Origin of the sequence: Microcoleus sp. MOSTC5, from assembly GCF_036701825.1 — a bacterium.
GTDB classification, from domain to species: Bacteria; Cyanobacteriota; Cyanobacteriia; order Cyanobacteriales; family Microcoleaceae; genus Microcoleus; species Microcoleus asticus.
This window is the reverse complement of sequence record NZ_JAUBRK010000039.1, coordinates 1-23,116: the sequence shown is the minus strand read 5'-3', so window position 1 is coordinate 23,116 and position 23,116 is coordinate 1. Positions and strand designations below refer to the sequence as shown.

The following is a 23,116-nucleotide window of genomic DNA, read 5'->3' as shown; positions in this document are numbered from 1 at the left end:
ATCGGGCAAAGCCTTGGGGAACGGCAGAAACACCTCGCCTGTGCTTGGGATTTAAATAATAAACTTTCTAATTAATTATTTTTACGCAATCTGAGCTTTAGATTAATCGTCTCACTAATCCGCAATCTTACCGATCTCAAATCCTTGGGCGGTTTTTACTGCCTGCTTTTCCCCTGAGACTCCCCTATAATCAAAATAACCCGAATGTAAAGTTTTACTACAAGATTTACTCATAATGACAACTTTAAGCTTAGAGCAAATTGCAGCCAAGTTAGAAAGCCAAAATTCAGCGGATCGAATGGTGGCTTTGGCCAACTTGCGGAACGTGCCTGCTGCAGAGGCGGTGCCTTTGATTAAAAAGGTATTGAACGACGAAAGTTTGCAAGTGCGATCGATGGCTGTGTTTGCTCTCGGGGTCAAACCGACAGCAGAGTGCTATCCCATTCTAGTCAAATTGCTAGAAACTGACCCAGATTACGGCATTCGCGCTGACGCTGCGGGTGCTTTGGGCTATCTAGAAGATATCAGAGCTTTTGATGCTTTGGTGCGGGCTTTTTACGAAGATACTCAATGGCTGGTGCGCTTCAGCGCTGCTGTTTCTCTGGGGAATCTCAAAGATCCCCGGGCTCGCGACGTGCTGCTAAAAGCTCTCGACAGCGAGCAAGTGGTGATCCAGCAGGCGGCAATTTCGGCTTTGGGGGAAATTAAAGATCTTGGGGCGATCGATCGCATCCTCGATTTTGCTCAGTCGGAAGATTGGCTGATCCGTCAGCGGCTGGCTGAAGCTTTGGGCAATCTGCCGAGTGTTAAAAGCGTTTCGGCTTTAAAATACTTAGAAAAAGATAGCAATTCTCAAGTATCTGAGGCGGCAACTATTTCTCTCGATCGTTTGTCAAAAGCAGAAGCGTGACATAAAACTTTTAGTATCTTGAGAAACCCGGTTTATTCAATAAACCGGGTTAATCCTTATTTTAGCAAGCTTAATAAAATTTATAGAGTATTAAGTAAAACCAGAATGTATTATTTAAGCTGCGAGGGTAAATCGCAAGTTAAAATAGTTGTCGATCTCCTTTAACCCAAACTAACCATGAATCAAGCGCCCAATCCTTTTAACTCAAATCCCTCCAATCCGCTAGACCCCTTGGAGCAAGAAGTTGACGAGCAAGGTGAAGCATTGCCGAGACAGTACCACCCGGCAACTAAAAAAACTCTGCAAAAAGTCTTTATTATCCTGGTAGTTGTCGGGGCAATTATTGGGGGAATTCTATCTATAGGGGTGATTTCGCTGATGCAGAAGGCGGGATTGACAGATGTGCCAGCAAGGGTACAAAATCCTAAGTGAATGGGTAGGGTGAATGTACCGGAAGCGATCGCCGAGCCTTAATTATAGTATCGTTCAATATCGCGCTCATGTTGCTGGCGCGAAATTAAGACGCGATCGCTCGCCTAATCCCAAAAGAAATCTTAATATTTTAATTATTTTATTTGATGCAACTCTGTCTATACAATCAAATTTGCGGCTGTAGGGGCTTGGGCAAAAAACTGTTTCAAAAAAAACCACACTTATTCTGAGTAATAAAATGTTACTTATTGCGCTATTTATCGCCACGTTTTTTTTAGCATACTGCAATGGTGCTAATGATAATTTTAAAGGCGTGGCAACACTGTTTGGCAGTCAGACGACGAGCTATAAAACAGCAATTACTTGGGCAACGATCACAACTTTTGCAGGTTCAGTATTTTCTATTTTTTTAGCAGAAACGCTGGTAAAAAGCTTTTCGGGAAAAGGGCTAGTTCCAGACGAGATCGCCAATGCCCCAGATTTTCATTTGGCAGTCGCGATCGCTGCGGGTTTAACCGTTATTCTTGCTACCTTAACTGGATTCCCTATTTCCACAACTCACGGTCTTACAGGTGCTCTTGTCGGTGCAGGCTTAGTAGCAATTGCTACTGAAGTTAATTTTACAGCATTGCAGAACACTTTTCTAATGCCTTTGTTGCTGAGTCCCATGATTGCGATTCCATTAGCAGCTTTAATTTATGGGCTGTCTCGCTACCTGCGAGTTTATTTAGGAATCCAGAAAGAATGGTGTATTTGCGCTGGTCAAACTCAACAAATTATTCCCATTCCCCAGCCAGATGCAACTAACATACTTAAGTGCATCACAACCGCTGATGTCGCGGTCGATTCTATAGATAAATGCACGCAAAGGTACCTGGGAAATTTCTTACAAATTCCCAGTCAAAAGTTAGTGGATGTTTGCCATTTTATGAGTGCGGGAATCGTCAGTTTTGCCCGAGGATTGAACGATACTCCGAAAATTGTTTCGCTGATGTTAGTCGGTCAATCAATATCAGTTCAGTGGGGAAGTTTAGCAGTAGCTTTGGGAATGGCGATCGGCGGTTTATTGAATGCTAAAAAAGTTGCCGAAACAATGAGCAAAAAGCTGACAGCAATGAATACCGGTCAAGGGCTGGTGGCAAACTTAGTGACTGGATTTTTAGTTATTGCTGCTAGTCGATATGGACTTCCAGTTTCTACTACTCATGTTTCGGTAGGTTCAATTTTTGGTGTCGGATTGATTTCAAAAAAAGCTAATGTGCGCGTTTTCTATCATATTCTACTATCATGGATTTTGACCTTGCCAATTGCTGCGTTAATCAGCGGCTGTGCTTACTGGGTGTTGCATCGGTAAGAGAATTAATCGTTAGTCCTAGAAGAGAAAGAGTTCGCAGTTGATTTGGGATTGTCATCAAAGGATAACCCGATCAAATCTAACGGTAAAAAAAGAAATCGCGCCGGGAGTTTTTGAATAAAATTTTAAGGGTAATTTATGGTTGAAAATTCTCCGATCGCGCCACCTGTTGCAGATAAATCGATCGCTGCTGGCTTTCACGCTCTTTCTGACCCCCTGCGGCTTCAGATTTTGGAGTTGCTGCGGGAACAGGAGTTGTGCGTGTGCGATTTGTGCGATCGACTTGAAGTCCCTCAGTCGAAACTCTCTTTTCACCTCAAAGCCTTGAAGGATGCAGCTTTAGTCCGCAGCCGCCAAGAAAGCCGCTGGATTTACTACAGACTCAATTTGACCCAGTTTGTCGCCCTCGAACAGTATCTCGCCCAATACCGGCGCTTCAGCCCGATCCTGCCGGCGCGCCCCTGTTCCGACTCGGGTTAACCCATCAATATTTCTTAATCACTCAAATACTGATATGGCTTTTTTGATAATTGACATATCAATTTTTATTGATATGATGGGATGGCAACAATTAGTTCAGAGCGATGGATGCAACAGCTCATAGGTTAGCTTGTGCTCGCCGCGATTGCAGGCGAGAGGCGATCGCGGAATTTCTAGGTACATTTATTTTGGTTTTTGCAGGCACCGGCGCGGTGATGGTTAACAAAACTAGCGCTGGTTCCGTAACTCATTTAGGCATCAGTTTTGTATTTGGTGCAGTAGTAACGGCGATGATTTACGCCCTAGGACACATCAGCGGTGCACACTTTAATCCGGCCGTAACTTTAGGGTTTTGGGCGAGCGGTTTTTTCCCAAAATACAAAGTTTTGCCTTACGTTTTAGGGCAGTGTGCTGGTGCGATCGCAGCTTCTCAATTGCTGCTAATTACCCTAGGTAAAGTAGCCAATCTCGGTGCAACTATTCCTCTCAAAGGTAACTGGTTGCAGTCTCTAATTTTAGAAACAGTTTTGACCTTTATCTTAATGTTGGTCATCCTCGGTTCTGGATTAGATAGACGCGCTCACATCGGTTTTGCCGGGATAGCAATTGGCTTAACTGTCGGCTTAGAATCTGCATTTATGGGGCCGATTACCGGAGCGAGCATGAATCCGGCACGATCGCTCGGCCCGGCTTTAATTGGCGGCATTTGGGAACACCATTGGGTTTACTGGGTTGCTCCGATTTGGGGAGCACAATTAGCAGTCGCAGTTTATCGAGAAATATCTAACGGATTTCGGGATTTTAATTAAAAGTATCATGACAAGTTTTACGCACAAACCGAGAATTTTGTTTCTATACGGTTCTTTAAGAGAGCGTTCTTACAGCCGCTTGTTGGCGGAAGAATCGGCGAGAATTATTGAGGGTTTCGGTGCCGAAGTTCGATTTTTCAATCCTCTAGAACTGCCGATTTACGGCAGCGTTCCTGATACTCATCCGAAGGTTCAAGAGTTGCGGGAATTGAGCCTGTGGTCGGAGGGTCAAGTGTGGTCGAGTCCAGAAATGCACGGCAATATTACGGGTATTCTGAAAAACCAAATTGACTGGATTCCTTTAAGTATTGGGGCTGTCAGACCGACTCAAGGCCGAACTTTGGCGGTGATGCAAGTCAGCGGCGGTTCGCAGTCTTTTAATGCTGTGAATACTTTGAGAATTTTGGGTCGCTGGATGCGGATGTTTACGATTCCGAATCAGTCTTCGGTTGCTAAGGCTTATCAAGAGTTTAACGACGATGGGACGATGAAGGATTCGCCTTATCGCGATCGCGCGATCGACGTGATGGAGGAACTGTACAAGTTTACCTTGCTGTTGCGGGAGCAAACCGACTATTTGACCGATCGCTACAGCGAACGCAAGGAACAAGCCGCTAAAGAAACGATCGACGTAGCAAATCGCGCCCTTGAAACATCTAATTAACAACTAACAACTAACAACCAACAACCAGCAAAAACTATGAAAAAAGTAATGTTTGTTTGCAAAAGAAACTCCTGCCGATCGCAAATGGCAGAAGGATTCGCTAAAACAATCGGAGATGGTAAAATTGGAGTCACCAGTTCCGGTTTAGAATCAAGCAAAGTTCACCCCACAGCAATTCAAGTCATGTCAGAAATCGGCATTGATATCACCGATCAAACATCAAACCCATTAAGCGAATTCAATGCTGAAGACTACGATGCAGTAATTTCTCTCTGCGGCTGCGGTGTGAATTTACCCGAAGCGTGGGTATTGCGAGAAGTGTTTGAAGATTGGCAACTCGACGACCCCGACGGACAACCCATCGAAACTTTTCACCGCGTTCGAGATGAAATTAAAGCACGAGTTGAGAAATTAGTGGACTCTCTAAAGTAAGATTAGTGTCAAAATTATAATTCTTGCCTTGTCGATTTTAACTCAGCTCTTGCAGTATTGTCAATAAGCCTTTTATGAACAGGCTTTCCGGCCTGTTCCACCACAAAATTCCTCTCCTGTGGAACAGGCCGGAAAGCCTGTTTTTAATAATGTTGCAAGATGTGAGGTTCAATTAACTTTGTAGCGATCGGTTAAAATTTGTCGCTGTCGCATCCAAATAATTAGTGCTAAATTATGAGAGGCGTTCCGGCCGAACGCCTCTACATTCGTTGCGTTCAGAGACTAAAAGGTTAGCACATGATTCAGACAGCAGTCACGCCTTTCAAAAACAAACTTCACTCAGCTTTAACTAAAAAGCAGATTACAGTTTTACAAATTAATCTCGGCAAACGCTGCAACCTCGCTTGCACTCACTGCCACGTAGAAGCTAGCCCGAAACGAACAGAAGAACTTTCCCCGGAAATTTGCGACCAATTAATTCAAATCATTCGCCGTTTTCCTCAAATTCAAACTGTTGACCTCACTGGCGGTGCTCCCGAAATGCTTTACGGTTTTAAACCGCTGGCGGAAGCTGCCAGGGCCGCAGGTAAAGAGGTAATTGTTCGTTCTAATTTGACGATTTACTTTGAAAAAGGTTTTGAAGATATTCCCGAATATTGCGCGCAGCATCAACTCAGAATTGTGGCGTCGCTTCCCTGCTACCAAGCTGACAATGTGGATAAAATGCGCGGTAGCGGTGTTTTTGACAGTTCGATTCGGGCACTGCAAAAGCTAAATCAGTTGGGATACGGGAAAAACCCAAATTTAACTCTGGATTTGGTGTACAATCCACAAGTGCCGGCAACAGATAAGTTTTCGCTAACACCGGAACAGGGCAAGTTAGAGCAAGATTACAAGGTTTATTTAGCAGAACATTTTGGGATTTGTTTTAATCAATTGTTCGCGATTACTAATTTGCCGGTGGGACGGACTAAGTTTCATTTGGAACATAAGAAACTCCACAAGCCTTATCTCGGGTTTTTGGAGGAGAATTTTAATCCCGGTACTCTGGAACATTTAATGTGCCGTAACGAATTGTCGATCGACTATTTAGGCAATGTCTACGACTGCGATTTTAACCAAATGGAAAATCTGCCGGCGAAAACTGGCAGCGGGGAAAAGATAACTGTTGCTAAATTGCTCGAATCTGGCAGTTTAGATTTGATTCAAGAGGTGCAAACTGCTGCTTATTGTTACGGCTGTACGGCGGGTTGCGGTTCTAGCTGCGGCGGTACTTTGATTTGAGAAGGAAGAAGGAAGAAGGAAGAAGGAAGAAGGAAGAAGGAAGAAGGAAGAAACTATGCTCTTGGGCCCGATTCCCGATTCCCGATTCCCCATGCTTTTGGGCCCAATGCCCCATGTCCATATTATTGAGAGTGGAGATTGTAAGCAATGAATGATTCGCGATCGCCCGGTGAAAATCCGCCGCCATCCAACAGTTGGAAGCTGATTTTAGGGATTGGTTTAGCTGTGGCTTTAATTGCAGCGACTAAGTTTTTTAATTTCCAAGGAATTTTGAAAAATGCACTGGAGTCGATCGCGAGTCTCGGCCCTTGGGGCCCTGCTGCTTTTATTCTAATTTACATTGTAGCAACGGTTCTATTTATCCCCGGTTCTTTGCTGACTCTAGGTTCTGGCGTTTTGTTCGGAGTCGTTGGCGGTTCGGTTTGCGTTTCCATCGGCTCAGTTTTAGGCGCAACTTGCGCTTTTTTAACAGGAAGGTATTTAACTCGCGACTGGGTTTCCAAACAGATAGAGGGCAATCAAAAATTTAAGGCGATCGACTCCGCAGTTGCCTCTGAAGGATGGAAAATTGTGCTGCTGACGCGGCTTTCTCCCATTTTTCCGTTTAATTTGCTTAACTATGCTTTTGGAGTCACGCAGGTATCTCTAAAAGACTATTTTTTCGCATCTTGGATCGGCATGATTCCCGGAACTGTCATGTATGTTTATATCGGTTCCCTGGCCGGGAGTTTGGCTGCACTCGGATCGCCAGGGCGATCGCGCACTTCTGCTGAGTGGACTCTCTACGGCATTGGTTTGCTAGCAACGATCGCCCTCACCGTTTATGCAACCCGCTTCGCCAAAAAAGCTTTAGAGGAAAAAATTTCCCCTTAAAACTACAGCACAGACTGGTAAAATTGTCAAGAGGGTTTTCCCCATACATTATAATACTTTGCTAATTTAAAAAGCTCCGTATTTTCTCTGTGTTATTTACAATTATTTTGTTATACAAACAAGATAGATATTAAAGATATCGTAAAGCACTCACCTCAAGTAGGTAAACCGAAGGTCGAAATATAAAATTGATGCCAGAATAGAATGCGAGTGTCCTACCAGAATAAAAACTGTTTGCAGTCAGGAATGCAAATCATACCATTTAGACTTGAGATTAAAGGATTGAAGAATTGGGAATAACTAATCACTACTAGCGTTTTTATCTCGGCTACAGTTGCATTCTTTTCTTAAACTGGTGTCACTACTTGCCTGATATTAATTCTGCCGAAGGACCAAGGAAGAATGCCGTTTGATGAATTTGACTCTGAGGGAACATTTGATGATGCAAAACCCAGCAAATCAAGCCAGATCTATGTCTGCGCCGCCGCACCCAACAAAAAAGCTGCGCCGCTTTTGGGACAACATCAGCAGTTCTGCTCAATCAGGGTGGCAACAAGCGCACAGTCTTTGGCAGCACAGACGGCAGCGCCGCCATTTGCTGACCCTGCTAATTCTGGCCACCACGGCTTTAACCATTAGCACAACTGCTTGCATCAGCTATTTTTTTGTGCGCGGACTAATCCTCGACAATTTAAAGCAAATAGCACTATTAAAACTAGAAAAAGGCACCGACGAAATCGACCGCTGGCTCAGCAGCCGCAAAGCAGAAATAGAAACCATTGCTTACGATCCTACGGTTCGGACTCTCAATTGGCAATTAGTCGAGCCCCGGTTGCAAGGAGAAATATACAGATTAAAAGAGTATTTCATCCTGTCATTAACTCAATCCGACGGCTCATTTATCAACACTTTAGGCAACCGCGGAAACACCAAAGACCGCCAACACTTTCGCACAACAATGGCAGGGTATGTCAACGTTTCCGACCCGCTGATCGGCCGCAGTACAAAAGTTTCGACGATCATCATTTCAGCTCCTATTTGGCCCTTGCCTCCCGGTTCCAATAAAGTAATTGGAGTGCTCGCAGGCGCTATAAAATTAGACAGAGTAGCATCTGTGGCTAACAGCTTGCAGTACGGTTCCGACAGTTATGCTTTTGCGATCAATTCACAAGGAGTGCCAATTGTTCATCCCAACAGTAACTTAATCGGAAATATCGATCGGCCGGCCCCAAGCTTTTTACACTCACAAGACCCCGCACTCTCCACAATTGCGCGGCAGATGATCGATCGCCAGACGAACATCGAACTGGTAAAAATAGATAACAAATGGGTGTATGTGGCCTATGCTCCCCTCAAGGAAGTTAACTGGTCGATGGCTTTAGTAATTCCCCGCGAAAATATTGAATCCCAACTGCAAGCATTAAATTTGCTGACATCTGTAGTCGCCGGACTGCTCGGCCCGGCAATGCTAGCAGCAATTTGGCTAATTTACTCTTCCGAAAACAATCGCGCTCAAGCGGAGCGAGAAGCGATGCTCAACCGGATTGCCGGACGCATTCGGGCTTCCCTAGAATTAGACAAAATCGTGCAAAGTACAGTCGAAGAAATAGTAAGTTTGCTGCATCTAGAACGGGCGGCTTTTGGTTGGTACGAACCGCAAAACAAAATGTTAAAAATTATGTCGGAATCTTGCCAATCGGATTCTCCGACACCAGCCATAAAGTTTGATCCTTACTTTATCGAAAATGTGTTAGTACGGAGCGGTCAAAGCGAACCAATTATTCTTTCGAGCGACACTTTGGCGGAGTGTGCAGCTCAACATATCGAACTTAAAGCTAATAGCTATTTAGCCGTACCTGTTCAGACTCAGAACCAGCCGCAGGGTTATTTAATTTGCAGCCACGCTACTCATTGGCTGTGGAGCGAGGAGGAAATCCAACTGTTAAAAGCTGTGGCAGACCAATTGGCGATCGCAATTACTCAAGCTCACCTTTACAGTCAAACCCAAGACCAAATAAAACGGCTCAATAGTGCCTTAAATGAACTGAAAACAACTCAAACTCATTTAGTGCAGAGCGAAAAAATGTCATCATTAGGTCAAATGGTGGCCGGGATCGCCCACGAAATCAACAACCCTGTTAACTTCATTTCCGCTAATTTGCCTCACACCAGCAAATATACTAAAGATTTGTTAGACTTGGTGAGTTTATACAAACAAACCTTCCCAGAGGTTCCCCAGGAAATCGCAGATTTTGTAGAAGAAATTGAGTTAGAATTTATCGAGGAAGATTTGCCGCATATATTGGATTCTATGAAAATAGGAACTGAACGCATTCGCAGCATAGTTCTTTCTTTGCGCAACTTTTCTCGCCTCGATGAATCTGACAAAAAGCTGGCGGACATTAACGAAGGTATGGAAAATACCTTGCTGCTGCTCTCCAATCGCCTCAAAAATAGAGTTTATATAGTCAAGAAATACGGAAAAGTACCTTTAGTCGAGTGCTATCCGTCTCAGCTCAATCAGGTGTTTATGAACTTGCTGAGCAATGCGATCGATGCCTTGAACGAGATAGATCGCCTGGATAAAATCATTACAATTTCCACGGGAGTAGTTCGCGAAAATGGCGGTAAATTTCTGAAAGTGGCGATCGCAGACAACGGCCCGGGCATTCCCGACAGCGTTAAAGACCAAATTTATAACCCTTTTTTTACTACCAAACCCGTGGGCAAAGGCACTGGTTTGGGGTTAGCAATTAGCTACAAAATTGTAGTGGACGGACACGGCGGCAGCATCGAAATTTCTAAACCTCCGGGCGGTGGCACGGAGTTTTTGGTAAAAATTCCTATTAGTAACGGCAAGTAAGACTATTTTAGATTTTAGATTTTAGATTTTAGATTTTAAATTTGGGAATGCCTATAATACAAGGTTTTGGATATTATCTACAGTTCCATTATTTTTGGAAAGTGGTATCAGGAGGAAGTGGGAAGGGAAGCCCACGGAGTTTGTAACCGAGGTAAGGGATAGAGGTTCGAGGGAAGAGGGAAGAGCGACTCAACAGTTTTAATGAATGCTAAGTTGACTGCCTTTGGCTAAAATTAGAATAGTTTTTGTTAAAGGAGTTTTATGGCTGTTGGCAAGGATACATTTTTCGAGCGCTTTTTGTCGCCCCTGATTCGACTGGCGATCGACGAAGAAGCACTGAAACGACTCTACGAAGGTATCGACTGGGAAACAGCGGGCGATCGCTACCGACAACCCGACCTAGTTTATCCCGAATATTACAGCAGCCAAAACTTTCACGGCATTAAAGGCGGCTACCTCAACCCCAGTGCCGCCGTTTCCTACGATCCTATCACGCAATATGTTTTGCCCCCCCACGAAACAGTCGTCAGGCAAGGCTTAATAGACGCTGTGCGGGTGAAACCGCGCCGAATCATCGATTTGGGATGCGGCACCGGTTCGACAACGCTCATGCTCAAGCAGGCTTTTCCCGAAGCGGAAGTTGTCGGTCTGGACTTGTCGCCTTATATGCTGGTAGTTGCCGAAATTAAAGCGCAAAAAGCCGGCTTAAATATCGAGTGGTTGCACGGAAATGCCGAAAGCGTTGCTTTTCCCGATGCCAGCTTCGATTTAGTCGCAGCTTCCTTGCTGTTTCACGAAACGCCACCTGCTGTATCGCGGGCAATTTTGCGAGAAAGCTTCCGACTGCTGAAAGTTGGGGGACAAGTGGCAATTTTGGACGGAAACCAAAAAACTTTGCGCCAGACAGAGTGGCTGGCTGATATCTTTGAAGAGCCTTATATTAAGTCTTACGCGGCTGGCAGCCTCGATGCTTGGGTGGGGGCGGCTGGATTCGCGGCGGTGCAAACTCACGAACACTGGTGGGTAAATCAGGTAACGCAGGGTGTGAAACCTTTGCCTGGGGAAGATTTGGAACAGGTGCGGGTGGCCAGGGGGTGGAATCCTATCGATCGGGCTCCTGATTTTGGTGGCGATTTACCTGGCATACCAGCTCCCGCTTGATGTATTAACTGTTGATTGTTGACTGTTAAGAGGCTAATAACTAATGATTAATGACTCATGACTAATGACTCTAAAAGCAGTTTTATTTGATTTTAATGGTGTAATTGTTAATGACGAGCCTATTCACGAGAAAATAATCGATCGATTGATGCTCGATGAAAATCTCCAGCTCAAACGTGGGGAGTTTCGAGAAGTTTGTTTGGGAAGGAGCGATCGCGCTTGCATTACCGCACTGCTCGAGCGCCGGGGACGATTTCTGACAGAAACATACCTCGATCGACTGCTGCAGCGCAAGGCAGAAGCTTACAAAGCTCAAATAGATACTTTGCAGAAACTGCCGATTTATCCGGGTTTGGCAGAATTTATTGCCAAAATTCGGGCCGCCGGACTGAAAATGGCCGTAGTTAGTGGGGCAATCCGATCGGAGATAGAATTGGTGTTAGATCGGGCCGGTTTGGCAGCAAACTTTGAGTTAATTGTCGCAGGCGACGACTTGAGGGCGAGCAAACCAGCACCCGACGGCTATCTATTGGCTGTCGAACTTCTCAACCAGAAATATCCCGAATTTAACCTGCAACCGATCGAGTGTTTGGCGATAGAAGATACTTTTGCGGGGATTGAAGCGGCGAAAAAAGCGGGGATTCAGGTTGCGGGTGTGACTCACACTTACCCGTTTCACATGATCCAGCGCCAAGCTAATTGGACGGTGGACTATTTTGCTGATTTAGAGTTGGACAGAGTGGCGGAACTTTGCTCGATCGCCCCCACTGAGCCGGCTGCGCAAAACACTTGACGTTTTTAGCCGTTACGTGCTAACGTAGGTGACGGTCTGCGAACGTGAGAGCGAGCAAGACCTGTAAGCCTTTTAAATTCGGCAATCCCGCATCTAAAATGCTAAATTAAAACTCAATCAGGGGAATTAGCTCAGTTGGTAGAGCGCTGCGATCGCACCGCAGAGGCCAGCGGTTCGAGTCCGCTATTCTCCATAAATCAGGGGCATTTCTACAAGTGACGATCGTACTTTGCTTTGAGCTCAAAGCGAAGTGCGATCGTCACCTGCTTTGACACAAACCTATGTTGGGCGATCATCGACCCGGTTGGTGCCTAAGTTCTAGCATCAATAACCTGTTGAGAGCGAGCAACCGGGTTTCTATATTGTGCGATCGACCCGGTTTCTGACTAACTCGTAGTATCAATAAGATAATTTATGTAAAGAAACCCGCTTTCTAATGTCACACTAATTGCTGAAAAGACGTATTTTGGTGTCTAAACCCGGTTTCAGAACAGAATGGAACGGTAGGCCCGTGCACCAAACCCTTATTTCATCGTGAAGCTCAAATCTAAAATCTTACATCTAACATGGTATCAGCCGGGTTTCTGCCGCAGTTGCCATCAATCCCCACAAAGCATTCATTTTGTGAAAAACACTAAGTTTTGTAGCTAAACATACAACAGTCTTATGAGCCTAGTCTTAATATCAAGTCGCTATGTGTTATTATTCTCAATCATCTGACTCATCTATTCAAGAGTAACCAGAAAAAATGGCAAAGCGATTCGATCGGCGGAAATTTCTTTTATACGGTTCTGCTACCCTAACATCAAGTTTATTTCTCAAAGCTTGTAGAACTCCCACTCCAACCGCAACTCCAGCCACTTCGCCCACATCAACAGGAACTACACCAGCAGCAGGCAGTGGAAACACGATCAAAGTAGGAATTTTGCATTCCTTGAGCGGCACGATGTCAATTAGTGAAAAAAGCGTTGTAGATGCCGAACAATTAGCGATCGAAGAAATTAATAAAGCTGGCGGTGTCCTCGGAAAACAAATCGAAACAGTAATAGAAGATGGCAACTCAGATTGGCCGACTTTTGCCGAAAAAGCCAAAAAATTGATCGACCAAGATAAAGTTGTCACCGTCTTCGGATGCTGGACATCCGCCAGCCGCCAAGCAGTATTGCCAGTATTTGAAGAAAAAAATCATATGCTCTGGTATCCCGTACAATACGAGGGTCAAGAGTGTTCCAAGAACATCTTTTATACTGGGGCAGTGCCGAACCAGCAAATCGAGCCAGCAGTTGACTGGCTTCTAGAAAATAAAGGGAAAAAATTCTTCTTAGTCGGGTCTGACTACGTTTTCCCCCGCACGGCAAATACCATTATCAAGGCACAGCTAGCAGCCAAAGGTGGCGAGTTAGTTGGCGAAGATTACATTCCTTTGGGCGGGACAGAAGTCACGCCAATTATTACTAAAATTAAGGCAGCTTTGCCAGACGGGGGTGTGATTTTCAATTCCCTCAACGGCGACAGCAACGTAGCATTTTTCAAACAGTTGCAGGGTGCAGGTTTGGGGCCGGACAAATATCCGTCAATGTCTGTCAGTATTGCGGAAGAAGAAGTAAAGGCGATCGGCGTAGAATATCTTAAAGGCCATTACGCCGCCTGGAATTACTTCATGACTGTGGAATCTCCGGGAAATACAAAATTTGTGGAAGCTTTCAAAGCAAAATACGGCAAAGATAGAGTGACTAACGACCCGATGGAAGCAGCTTACATCATGGTTTACCTGTGGAAGCAAGCGGTCGAAAAAGCAGGGACAGCCGACGATTTAGAAAAAGTGCGGGCAGCAGCTTTGGGTCAAACCTTTGACGCGCCGGAGGGCAAAGTTACGATGGAAAACAACCACCACATCTCTAAGTTTGTGAGGTTGGGCGAAGTGAGAGACGACGGTTTGTTTAACATTATTTTTGCTACGCCAGAAGCAGTGCAGCCGATTCCTTGGAATCAGTTTGACGCTAAAACAAAAGGCTTTTCTTGCGATTGGTCAGACCCCGCAAAAGGCGGAAAATTCAAGAGTTCATAATTAAGTTAATTTAAAACTCTTTCCGGGTGCGCACTGCGCACCTTTTCCCTTACATAACTGTGCCGAAAAAAAGTCGCTTCGGGTGCTTAGGGCGCACCTTCCCCTTATACAAAAAATTGCGTCTTTAGGGTGCGGAAGGCGTATATTTTCCGGATTAATTAGTTTACCTAAAACATCGCTCGGTGCGCTTATGTCGCACCTTCCCTTCATACAAAAACTCGCATCTTTAGGCTGTGCATTGCGCACATTACTTGTTACATAATTGCACCAAATATTATATAAAAATAGGAGGAGAAAAAGTGGCGATCGGCTTATTGGACGGTTTATTTAACGGCATTAGCATCGGCGCTGTTTTACTAATTGCAGCCCTGGGGTTAGCGATTATTTTCGGGCTGATGGGCGTGATTAATATGGCTCACGGCGAGTTGATGATGCTGGGGGCTTATACAACTTTCGTGGTGCAAAATGTCTTCAAAGGTATCGGAGGATTTGCTTTTGAAACGTATATTTTATTTGCGATTCCCCTAGCTTTTTTAGTATGTGCATTGGTAGGATTAATTCTTGAACGCGGAGTGATTCGCTATCTTTACGGGCGGCCCCTAGAAACTCTGCTGGCAACTTGGGGCGTAAGTTTAATTTTGCAGCAGTTTGTCCGCAGCGTCAGTTGGGTGCTGGTAATTGGGATTGCGGTGTTTTGTTTGCTGTTTTTTGGAGGTTTGCGGGTATTGAAGCAGCGATCGGATTTCGATCGCATTCGCAGCAAAATTATCGCCATAATTTTGCCTTTATCTTTGGGTATTTCCTGGGCGGTGAGCGCCTTTTTAGGGGAAACTTACAAACTGGCAGTAACTAAACCTTGGTTTGGCGCTCAAAATGTGGATGTGACTGCGCCTGCATGGCTGCGCGGCGGCATCCCGCTGGGCAATTTTCAGTTGCCCTACGCCCGACTTTTTATTATTGCGCTGACAGGAATTTGTTTGGCGGGAATTTACTTATTTTTGCAGCGTTCTGTGTGGGGACTTCGCATTCGCGCTGTGACGCAAAATCGCAGCATGAGCGCGTGTTTGGGCATTCCTACCGAACAAGTAGACGCGCTGACTTTTGCTTTGGGTTCGGGGCTGGCAGGTGTCGCTGGCTGCGCGATTAGTTTGATCGGTTCCGTAGGGTCAAATACCGGACAAAATTATATAGTCGATACCTTTATGGTGGTGGTTGTGGGCGGTGTCGGCAAGATTGTGGGGAGTGTAGTTGCTGCGATCGCGATCGGTACTGCAAATTACCTGATCGGTTCGGGAACCTTAGCAATAATGTTAGCTCCTGTCAAGCCTTTAGCCGACTTCTTCACATTTTTCGCCACAACCAGCATGGCAAAAGTAATGGTATTCGCCTTAATTATGGCTTTTCTGCAAGTGAAGCCGGGAGGGATTTTCCCGCAAAAAGGGCGGACGGTAGAAAATTAAAAATTACAACTGCGAGGGTAGCGAAAAATGCAGAAAAAATATCAAAAAGCCTGGCTAAAAGAAGCGGCAATTGTCAGCGCGATCGCCCTCACATTCATATTCCTGATCCCAGGAATACTCCCCGACGTTCGGCTCAATCAATTGGGGCGATTTTTAGCACTAGCAATTGCCGCCCTCGGCATTGACTTGATTTGGGGATACACGGGATTGCTGAGTCTCGGACACGGCGTATTTTTTGCGATCGGCGGCTACGCCTTCGCCATGCACCTAAAATTGCAAATTCCCCCAACCGCCAGCAGTCAATTGCCAGAATTTATGAACCTCTACGGCGTTACCGAACTGCCCTGGTTTTGGCAACCATTTTATTCATTTCCTTTCTCAGCATTAGCAGTAGTTCTCATCCCCGCTATATTGGGCGCACTTTTGGGTTATTTAGTATTCCGCAATCGAATTCGAGGCGTTTACTTTTCAATTCTCACCCAAGCAGCAACTATTGTATTTTTCAACTTCTTTAACGGTCAACAAAAACTCATTAACGGAACCAACGGACTCACCGACTTTAAAACCCTGTTCGGAGCCACAGTAAATGATCGGGATACTCAATATATTTTCTACATTCTCACCATACTATTTCTAGCAGCAACTTACGCCCTCTGCCGCTGGCTGACCAGCGGGCGTTTCGGCCGCCTGCTAGTAGCAATTCGCGACGACGAAATACGCCTGCGTTTCTCAGGTTACAATCCCACAGGATACAAAGTTTTAGTCTTTGCAATTTCCGCCGGTTTAGCCGGGATTGCAGGCGCATTATTTACCGTACAAACCGGAATTATTTCGCCAAAAGCAATGGATATTGCCTTTTCAATTGAAATGGTAATCTGGGTCGCGGTGGGAGGTCGCGCCACATTATCGGGAGCAATATTGGGAGCGCTGCTAGTCAACTTTGGCAAGAGTTTCTTGAGCGAACAATTCCCCGAAGTGTGGCTATTTTTCCAAGGCGCGCTATTCCTAATAGTAGTTACAGTTTTGCCCGACGGCTTAGTCGGATGGCTGCAACATCAAGGTTTTGACCAAATCCGCACCCTGTTCAGAAGACCGAAGTACGCATCTACTTACCCTAGCCTGGAACAAGACCCCCAAGTGCAGCGCGAAAAAGAAGAACTTGAACATTGAGTGCAAAAAGATCGTGTATATATAAGTAGACGGACATAAATAAATGTCACCCGGCAGCGAGGAACGAAGCAATCGCAATAAACTGGGAAAAGCTGGGTTTCTCTCTGAGGATACGCAATATATATGTCCACCTACTTATATATCCTTAGCAAACAGCTTCGTTCTTTAACTTGAGAGTAAACATATGGCAGATATTATTGACTACAAAATTTACGGCGACGATTTGCAACTCATCGAAATTGAACTCGACCCCAAAGAAGGCGTCAGGGCTGAAGCTGGAACCATGACATACATGGAAGGCGACATCCAAATGCAAACATCTACAGGCGGCGGCTTATTTCAAGGTTTCAAACGGATGCTGACAGGAGCGGGTTTTTTCATTACCACCTTTGTCAACGCCGGAAATCGCAAAGCCCGCGTCGCTTTTGCCGCCCCCTATCCAGGTAAAGTAATTCCCCTCGATTTAGGTCAACTTGGCGGTAAATTTTTGTGTCAAAAAGACTCATTTCTCTGTGCGGCCAACGGCATTGAAATTGAGGTTGCTTTCACCAAACGGCTCGGTGCCGGTTTCTTTGGCGGAGAAGGTTTTATTCTGCAAAAATTGCAGGGTGACGGGCTAGCTTTTGTTCATGCGGGAGGAACAATAGTTGAGAAAAATTTGGGAGCTGGCGAAGTGTTGCGAGTAGACACCGGCTGTTTAGTAGCTTTTGCTCCCACAGTAGACTACGACATTCAATTTGTTGGCGGGTTTAAAAATGCTTTATTTGGAGGTGAAGGCTTGTTTTTGGCAAAGATGACTGGGCCTGGAAAAGTATACGTGCAAAGTTTGCCACTCTCGAAGTTAGCTGAACGCATTTTAGCTGCCACTCCACCTCCAATTTCGAGCAGTTCTAGCAGTTTTAGTTTAGAGTAAACTGCCAGAAAAAAGTATAAAATATGGTGTCACGGCAGGGTAAAAAATCTGCTTAATAAGGAGAAGATTTGCGTTACGCACCTACAAAGGGTATCGGTTGTTGTCCATTACTGAGTTAATTACTAATTATGAATGGAAAAGTATTAGAAATAGAAAACTTGACTGTTAGTTTTGATGGTTTTAAAGCTATCAACGGTTTAAATTTCAGCATGGATGCGGGTGAACTGCGAGTTATCATTGGCCCCAACGGTGCGGGGAAAACAACTTTTCTCGATTCGATTACCGGGAAGGTGCAGCCAACAGAGGGCAGGGTGTTATTTAAGGGACAAAATTTGCGCAAGTTGTCGGAAGATAGGATTTCGCGCTTGGGAATTGGCCGCAAGTTTCAGACGCCGCGAGTTTACTTAAATTTAACGCCGCGCGAAAATTTGGAATTGTCTTGCAGCAGCCCTAAAAATGTTTTTTCGACTTTGTTCAAGCCTGCTTCTACTGCTGAAAAACGCACGGTTGCCGGTTTGTTAGAAACAATTGGTTTAGTTGGTAAAGCTGATGTTTCGGCTGGTTTGCTTTCTCACGGGGAAAAGCAATGGTTGGAAATTGGAATGTTGGTGGCTCAATCTCCTGATTTGTTGTTGGTAGATGAACCTGTGGCGGGTTTGACGGATGAGGAAACGGTGTTAACTGGAGATTTGCTGATTTCGCTGGCCGAAAGTCATTCGGTGTTGGTAATTGAACATGATATGGAGTTTGTTCGGCAAATTGCGCAGCAGGTGACGGTGTTGCATCAGGGTGCGGTTTTGTGCGAGGGGACTATGGATGAGGTGCAAAATGACGATCGGGTAATTGAGGTATATTTGGGAAAACCGGAAGAGTAAGAGGAAGGAAGTTCGGCAACGGATTGTGTAACGGATGTAACGAATGTCACGGATGTCAGGAAGAAGGAAGTTCGGCAACGGATTGTGTAACGGATGTAACGGATGTAACGGATATCAGGAAGAAGGAAGTTCGGCAACGGCTTGTGTAACGGATGTAACGGATGTAACGGATATCAGGAAGAAGGAAGAAGGAAGAAGTTATTTGGTAGTTGCTACCAATTCTCATGCCCCATTACCAATTAAAAACTATGCTGCAAGTCTCTAATTTGAATGTTTATTACGGCGAAAGTCACATTTTGCGCGATGTCGATTTAAGCGTCATGGCGGGGCAAATGGTTTGCTTGATCGGCCGCAATGGTGTGGGCAAAACTACTATGCTAAAAACGATTATGGGGTTGCTGCAACCGCGCGGCGGCACTATTGCTTTTGGCGGCGAATCTATTGCTTCTAAGTTGACTCACCAGCGGGCGAAAATGGGCATTGGTTACGTGCCTCAAGGACGCGAAATTATTCCCCGTTTGACGGTAAAAGAAAATCTCTTGTTAGGTTTGGAAGCGAAACCAACCAAAAGCAAAAATCCTGAAGTTCCTGATGAAATTTTTGATTTATTTCCTGTTTTGAAAACTATGCTCGATCGCCTGGGAGGTGATTTGAGCGGGGGACAGCAGCAGCAGTTAGCTATTGCTAGGGCTTTGATGGGTGAGCCGAAATTACTGGTTTTGGATGAACCGACGGAGGGGATTCAACCGTCTATTATTTTAGATATAGAAGCTGCGGTACGCCGCGTAGTTGCGACTAGAGGAATTTCTGTTTTGTTGGTGGAGCAACATTTGCATTTTGTGCGGCAAGCTGACTGGTATTATGCTATGCAAAAAGGCGGAATTGTGGCTTCTGGAAGCACTAGCGAATTAAGCGATGAGGTGATTCAGAGGTTTTTGGCTGTTTGATTCAGAAGGAAGAGGGAAGAAGGAAGAAGGAAGAAGGAAGAGGAAAGAGGGAAGCTGGAAACGAGGCAACGAGGCAGAGCCTCTAGATATTGATTCCCAGGCAGAGCCTGGGAACAAGGGATTCAGTCTGCGCGCCATCCGCACTTTGTTTGATAAGAAGCGATTTCAATCGCCCAGGAAACGAGGCTGTATTATTGATTTTTCCGGCCGTCGGGCATTGTGGTGCCGGCCATACTTGCTCGATCGATACTAGCGCCATCTATATTAGCATTGCGGAGGTTGGCATCGGAAAGATTGGCATCCCTCAAGTCGGAAAATCGCAGGTCTGCACCGTCTAGATTTGTCTTTGTCAAGTTAGCTTTTCTGAGGTTAGCGTTGCTGATTCTCGCTCCTACTAATTCGGCTCCGCTTAAGTTTGTTCGAGCTAGATTGGTGTTGACAAAATCTGATATCTCGAAGCGACTACCGCTGAGGTTGGCATCTGATAAATCTGATCCTGTAAGGATGGGATTTTTTAAGTTAATGTTAACTAATTTTACGGCTCGGAGGTCGCAGCGGGAGCAGCTTTGAGTTAGCAGCAGGGTTTCGACGTTGGCGTTGATTAGGTCGATTTGTTGCTGGGAGAAATTTTCGGCAAATTCTGGGGAGACGTAGCCGAGCTTTTTGGGGTCGTCTGCTTTTGGTTGGGGTGTTTGGATTGGGGGTGTTTGGATTTGTTGGGGTGTTTGGATGGGTTGGGGTGTTTGTGGTTGGGGTGTTGGGATGGGTTGGGGTGTTTGTATGGGTTGGGGTGTTGGGATGGGTTGGGGTGTTTGGATTTGTTGGGGTGTTTCTATTTGCCCGATCGCACTTAGTTGTAGCCCCACCTTCGGCAATTCTACAGTTGCTGCAAAAATTACTAGGGCGATCGACATTATTGTGAGTTTTTTCATAAATAAATAACTTTTGGCGAAAATACGTTTTATATTGTATAGTACCTGGAAAAGCGAACACCCTACATTTCGCTAAATAGATCCACATTCAGATAAAAAACTTCGGAACCGTCAGGTGCGCGAATTAACTTTTCTATTACCGGAGGCAGTTGCTGTTGACGGTACAATTCAGGAATCTCGCAGAAGCTTTCTTCCGAAATTTCCAAAATTTTTGGCATATCAGGAATGGGAATCCCCAACAGATCGTTCTTATTTAAAATGCAAACAATTAGGTAGTTCGAGTCCTGTCTAGAGCCGTCACTGGGAAATATTTTAGATAAATTAATCAGCGTAATCAGTTCTTCTTGATGCCGCACTAAACTATTACCGCCCGGTAAAAGACCGTAGGGATTAAAGTTTTTAACAATCCGCTCCACTCGTTCAATTGGAACAGCATAGTAAACATTTCCTAGTTCAAAGGAAACAAATTTTTTAGGAGTAATTCTAACAGTGCTTTGTTTCTGGCTCCGGAAGCGACGATTGTAATTGGCGTGAGTCATTCGATTTTAGATTTTAGATTTTAGATTTTAGATTGAAGAATTATTTGATTGAAGATTGAAGATTGAAGATTATTTGATTTTAGTAGGTGCGTCTGCTGGGTATCTTCCCTCTATAATTCGCGTAGTCAATTACTTTTTGCCTAAGTTTTGTTTGAGATTAGGGATTATTTGAGTGGAGATTTGAGATTTTGGATTAAATTATTGAGTGTTTGATTAATTGGGGGATGGCTTGTAAAAGTTGGGCCTCGCTGTAAGGTTTGGTGAAGTATTGATTTGCGCCTAATTCCATTGCCATTTGCCGATGTTTTTCGCCGCTGCGGGATGTCAGCATGGCTACGGGAATATTAGCAAACTGCTGGGTCGATCTGATCGATCGCAACAATTCAAATCCATCCATCCGGGGCATTTCAATATCCACGATCGCCAAACTGCAATCAAGACCATTTTGCAACTGTTCCAGGGCATCCACTCCGTCTTTAGCCTGTACCACCCGGTAGCGAGCACGAGTCAGCGTCAGAGACAGCAACTGGCGAATTGTATAGGAATCATCCACTACCAAAATCAGCGGTGACTGACTCGAACTCGGCGCAATCTCCTGCACTTTACCGGACACAGCGGCGATCGAACTATTTGCCGAAGGTTGACTCACCAAATCGTCCACATCCAGAATATTCACCACGCGCCCGTCCCCCAAAATCGTAGTCCCCAAAACCCCGCGAGGCTTGGATAGAGGTGGCGGCAAAGGTTTAACCACAATTTCCTGCTGGCCGATCAGCCGTTCCACGGCCACCGCCAGCATTCCTTCGGTAGAAGCCAAAACCAGGACGGGAATTTCCTCTAGGGTCAAAGGGTCAGGAGAGGGGGCATCCGGGGCGACGACGCTGTATTCGAGCAAATCTTGCATCCTCACCAAACGAATAAATTCCTCCCGCCACCAAAGCATCGGCTGATTGCCGGCAAGGTGAACTTCCGAGGCTTTAATGTGCAGAATTTCCTCGACTGCATCCAGCGGCACCGCTATTTTATTGTGATCGGTCTTCACCATCAAAGCATCAGTAATCGACAGCAGCAGCGGCAGTTTGATGATAAAACTCGTACCTTTTCCCAGTCGAGAGTCTACCTTCACAGTCCCCCGCACAGTCCGCAAATTTGTTCGCACCACGTCGAGGCCGACTCCCCGCCCCGAAAGGTCGCTGACCCCTTCTGCAGTGCTGAAACCCGGCCAAAACAGAAAATCGTAGAGTTCGGCAATGGAAAATTCTTGAGCTTGTTCCTCGGTCGCCAAACCCTTTGTGACAATTTTACGGCGAATGATTTCCGGGTCAATGCCTCTGCCGTCATCGGCGACAGTAATAATAGTTTGGCCGCCTTGGTGGCGGGCTTCTATTTCTATTTGACCGCTGGCGGGCTTGCCGGTTGCTTGCCGAACTTCGGGCATTTCGATGCCGTGGTCGAAAGCGTTTCTCACTAAGTGTATTAAGGGGTCGCGCAAAGCGTCGAGCAAACTTTCGTCAATTTTGGTATCTCTTCCCACTAGCAGCAGGTTGACATCTTTATCGTATGTGAGGCACATATCCCGGAGCGCCCTGGGCAAGTGATCGACGGCGCGGCTGAAATTCACGACTCGCAACTGCATGACGCGGCTGCGCAGTTGGTCGGTAATGCGGCGCAGTTGGTCCGTACTGCGCTCGAATTTCATGGCTAAGGTGTCTAATTTGGTGGCGGATTGAGAAATTGCTTGGGCAGTTTCGATGACTTCTGCGGCTGTCGAGTGGAACTCTGTATAACGATCCATCTCTAAGATATCGAAGTGAGCATGGGGCACAGAGGATTTGCCGTTAGCAATCATTGGGAATTCTGTTTCTGCTGCTGCAAGTTTTCCCAATCCAGACGAACCGTTTCCCCCTCTCCAGTCTGCAAAACTCAGTCTGTCGTATTCTTCTCGCAACTGACCGCCGAATTGGTTCAAATCTAGGATACTGCGGCGGATGCGCTTGACTTCGCCGCGCAGTTCGGATTCTTGAAGTTCTAAATTTGTACGGTTGATGACTAATTCTCCGACTAGATTCACCAATTCATTTAAGCGTTCTAAGTCTACGCGGATTGTCGGCCTTTGCGGGTTGGGGGCTGGAGGAGAGGGGGTGGGGGAGATTTCCG

General features: G+C 45.6%; 22 protein-coding genes and 1 tRNA gene. 20 read left to right on the top strand and 3 right to left on the bottom strand.

Annotation, left to right across the window (positions count from 1 at the left end):
• Positions 1–235 precede the first annotated feature (235 nt).
• The 20 genes from QUA54_RS21155 (at position 236) to urtE (ending at position 19,488) form a co-directional block, all read left to right on the top strand.
• Positions 236–910, top strand: coding sequence for a HEAT repeat domain-containing protein (locus QUA54_RS21155; protein WP_333191068.1), 675 nt, complete (start codon positions 236–238; stop codon positions 908–910).
• Between the two features lie 177 nt (positions 911–1,087).
• A complete protein-coding gene (locus QUA54_RS21150; protein WP_172188171.1) occupies positions 1,088–1,342 on the top strand; it encodes a hypothetical protein in 255 nt (84 codons plus the stop codon).
• 238 nt (positions 1,343–1,580) lie between these two features.
• Positions 1,581–2,696 carry an inorganic phosphate transporter gene (locus tag QUA54_RS21145; RefSeq protein WP_333416166.1) on the top strand — a complete coding sequence of 372 codons (1,116 nt, stop codon included), beginning with the start codon at positions 1,581–1,583 and terminating at the stop codon, positions 2,694–2,696.
• A 138-nt stretch (positions 2,697–2,834) separates the two neighbouring features.
• Positions 2,835–3,176 (top strand): metalloregulator ArsR/SmtB family transcription factor, encoded by a 342-nt coding sequence (locus tag QUA54_RS21140; protein ID WP_333416165.1) that lies wholly within the window; start codon positions 2,835–2,837, stop codon positions 3,174–3,176.
• A gap of 104 nt (positions 3,177–3,280) precedes the next feature.
• Positions 3,281–3,985: an MIP/aquaporin family protein gene (locus QUA54_RS21135; protein WP_333416164.1), complete on the top strand. Its 705-nt coding sequence runs from the start codon at positions 3,281–3,283 to the stop codon at positions 3,983–3,985.
• 7 nt (positions 3,986–3,992) lie between these two features.
• Positions 3,993–4,649 carry an arsenical resistance protein ArsH gene (arsH, locus tag QUA54_RS21130; protein WP_333416163.1) on the top strand — a complete coding sequence of 219 codons (657 nt, stop codon included), beginning with the start codon at positions 3,993–3,995 and terminating at the stop codon, positions 4,647–4,649.
• A 36-nt stretch (positions 4,650–4,685) separates the two neighbouring features.
• A complete protein-coding gene (gene arsC, locus QUA54_RS21125; protein WP_333359924.1) occupies positions 4,686–5,081 on the top strand; it encodes an arsenate reductase, glutathione/glutaredoxin type in 396 nt (131 codons plus the stop codon).
• A 297-nt stretch (positions 5,082–5,378) separates the two neighbouring features.
• Positions 5,379–6,365, top strand: coding sequence for an arsenosugar biosynthesis radical SAM (seleno)protein ArsS (gene arsS / locus QUA54_RS21120; protein WP_333416162.1), 987 nt, complete (start codon positions 5,379–5,381; stop codon positions 6,363–6,365).
• Positions 6,366–6,512: 147 nt separating this feature from the next.
• Positions 6,513–7,238 carry a TVP38/TMEM64 family protein gene (locus QUA54_RS21115; protein ID WP_333416161.1) on the top strand — a complete coding sequence of 242 codons (726 nt, stop codon included), beginning with the start codon at positions 6,513–6,515 and terminating at the stop codon, positions 7,236–7,238.
• Positions 7,239–7,677: 439 nt separating this feature from the next.
• Positions 7,678–10,101, top strand: a complete 2,424-nt coding sequence (locus tag QUA54_RS21110; RefSeq protein ID WP_333416160.1) for an ATP-binding protein — start codon at positions 7,678–7,680, stop codon at positions 10,099–10,101.
• Positions 10,102–10,362: 261 nt separating this feature from the next.
• Positions 10,363–11,262, top strand: a complete 900-nt coding sequence (locus tag QUA54_RS21105; RefSeq protein ID WP_333416159.1) for a class I SAM-dependent methyltransferase — start codon at positions 10,363–10,365, stop codon at positions 11,260–11,262.
• Positions 11,263–11,326: 64 nt separating this feature from the next.
• Positions 11,327–12,055, top strand: a complete 729-nt coding sequence (locus QUA54_RS21100; RefSeq protein WP_333416158.1) for an HAD family phosphatase — start codon at positions 11,327–11,329, stop codon at positions 12,053–12,055.
• A 120-nt stretch (positions 12,056–12,175) separates the two neighbouring features.
• Positions 12,176–12,248, top strand: a tRNA-Ala gene (locus QUA54_RS21095).
• 555 nt (positions 12,249–12,803) lie between these two features.
• Positions 12,804–14,123, top strand: a complete 1,320-nt coding sequence (gene urtA, locus QUA54_RS21090; protein ID WP_333416157.1) for an urea ABC transporter substrate-binding protein — start codon at positions 12,804–12,806, stop codon at positions 14,121–14,123.
• Positions 14,124–14,428: 305 nt separating this feature from the next.
• On the top strand, positions 14,429–15,583 hold the full coding sequence (locus tag QUA54_RS21085; RefSeq protein ID WP_333416197.1) for an ABC transporter permease subunit: 1,155 nt from the start codon (positions 14,429–14,431) through the stop codon (positions 15,581–15,583).
• A 27-nt stretch (positions 15,584–15,610) separates the two neighbouring features.
• The gene (gene urtC, locus QUA54_RS21080; RefSeq protein ID WP_172188195.1) at positions 15,611–16,753 is read left to right on the top strand and encodes an urea ABC transporter permease subunit UrtC; all 1,143 of its coding nucleotides are present in this window, start codon (positions 15,611–15,613) and stop codon (positions 16,751–16,753) included.
• A 184-nt stretch (positions 16,754–16,937) separates the two neighbouring features.
• Positions 16,938–17,666 (top strand): TIGR00266 family protein, encoded by a 729-nt coding sequence (locus tag QUA54_RS21075; protein WP_172188197.1) that lies wholly within the window; start codon positions 16,938–16,940, stop codon positions 17,664–17,666.
• Positions 17,667–17,794: 128 nt separating this feature from the next.
• Positions 17,795–18,541, top strand: coding sequence for an urea ABC transporter ATP-binding protein UrtD (gene urtD, locus QUA54_RS21070; protein WP_333416156.1), 747 nt, complete (start codon positions 17,795–17,797; stop codon positions 18,539–18,541).
• 43 nt (positions 18,542–18,584) lie between these two features.
• A complete protein-coding gene (locus tag QUA54_RS21065; protein ID WP_333416155.1) occupies positions 18,585–18,806 on the top strand; it encodes a hypothetical protein in 222 nt (73 codons plus the stop codon).
• Complete coding sequence (gene urtE, locus QUA54_RS21060; protein WP_333200331.1) at positions 18,790–19,488, top strand: urea ABC transporter ATP-binding subunit UrtE; 699 nt, start codon at positions 18,790–18,792, stop codon at positions 19,486–19,488. The genes QUA54_RS21065 and urtE overlap by 17 nt, the downstream gene beginning before the upstream one ends.
• 191 nt (positions 19,489–19,679) lie before the next feature.
• Here the strand turns inward: urtE and QUA54_RS21055 are convergent, their stop codons facing one another.
• The 3 genes from QUA54_RS21055 to QUA54_RS21045 form a co-directional block, all read right to left on the bottom strand.
• Complete coding sequence (locus QUA54_RS21055; RefSeq protein WP_333416154.1) at positions 19,680–20,420, bottom strand: pentapeptide repeat-containing protein; 741 nt, start codon at positions 20,418–20,420, stop codon at positions 19,680–19,682.
• Between the two features lie 62 nt (positions 20,421–20,482).
• Complete coding sequence (locus QUA54_RS21050) at positions 20,483–20,959, bottom strand: chemotaxis protein CheW (protein ID WP_333416153.1); 477 nt, start codon at positions 20,957–20,959, stop codon at positions 20,483–20,485.
• A 193-nt stretch (positions 20,960–21,152) separates the two neighbouring features.
• Positions 21,153–23,116 (bottom strand): hybrid sensor histidine kinase/response regulator (locus tag QUA54_RS21045; RefSeq protein ID WP_333416152.1); only part of this gene is annotated, 1,964 nt, incomplete at its 5' end.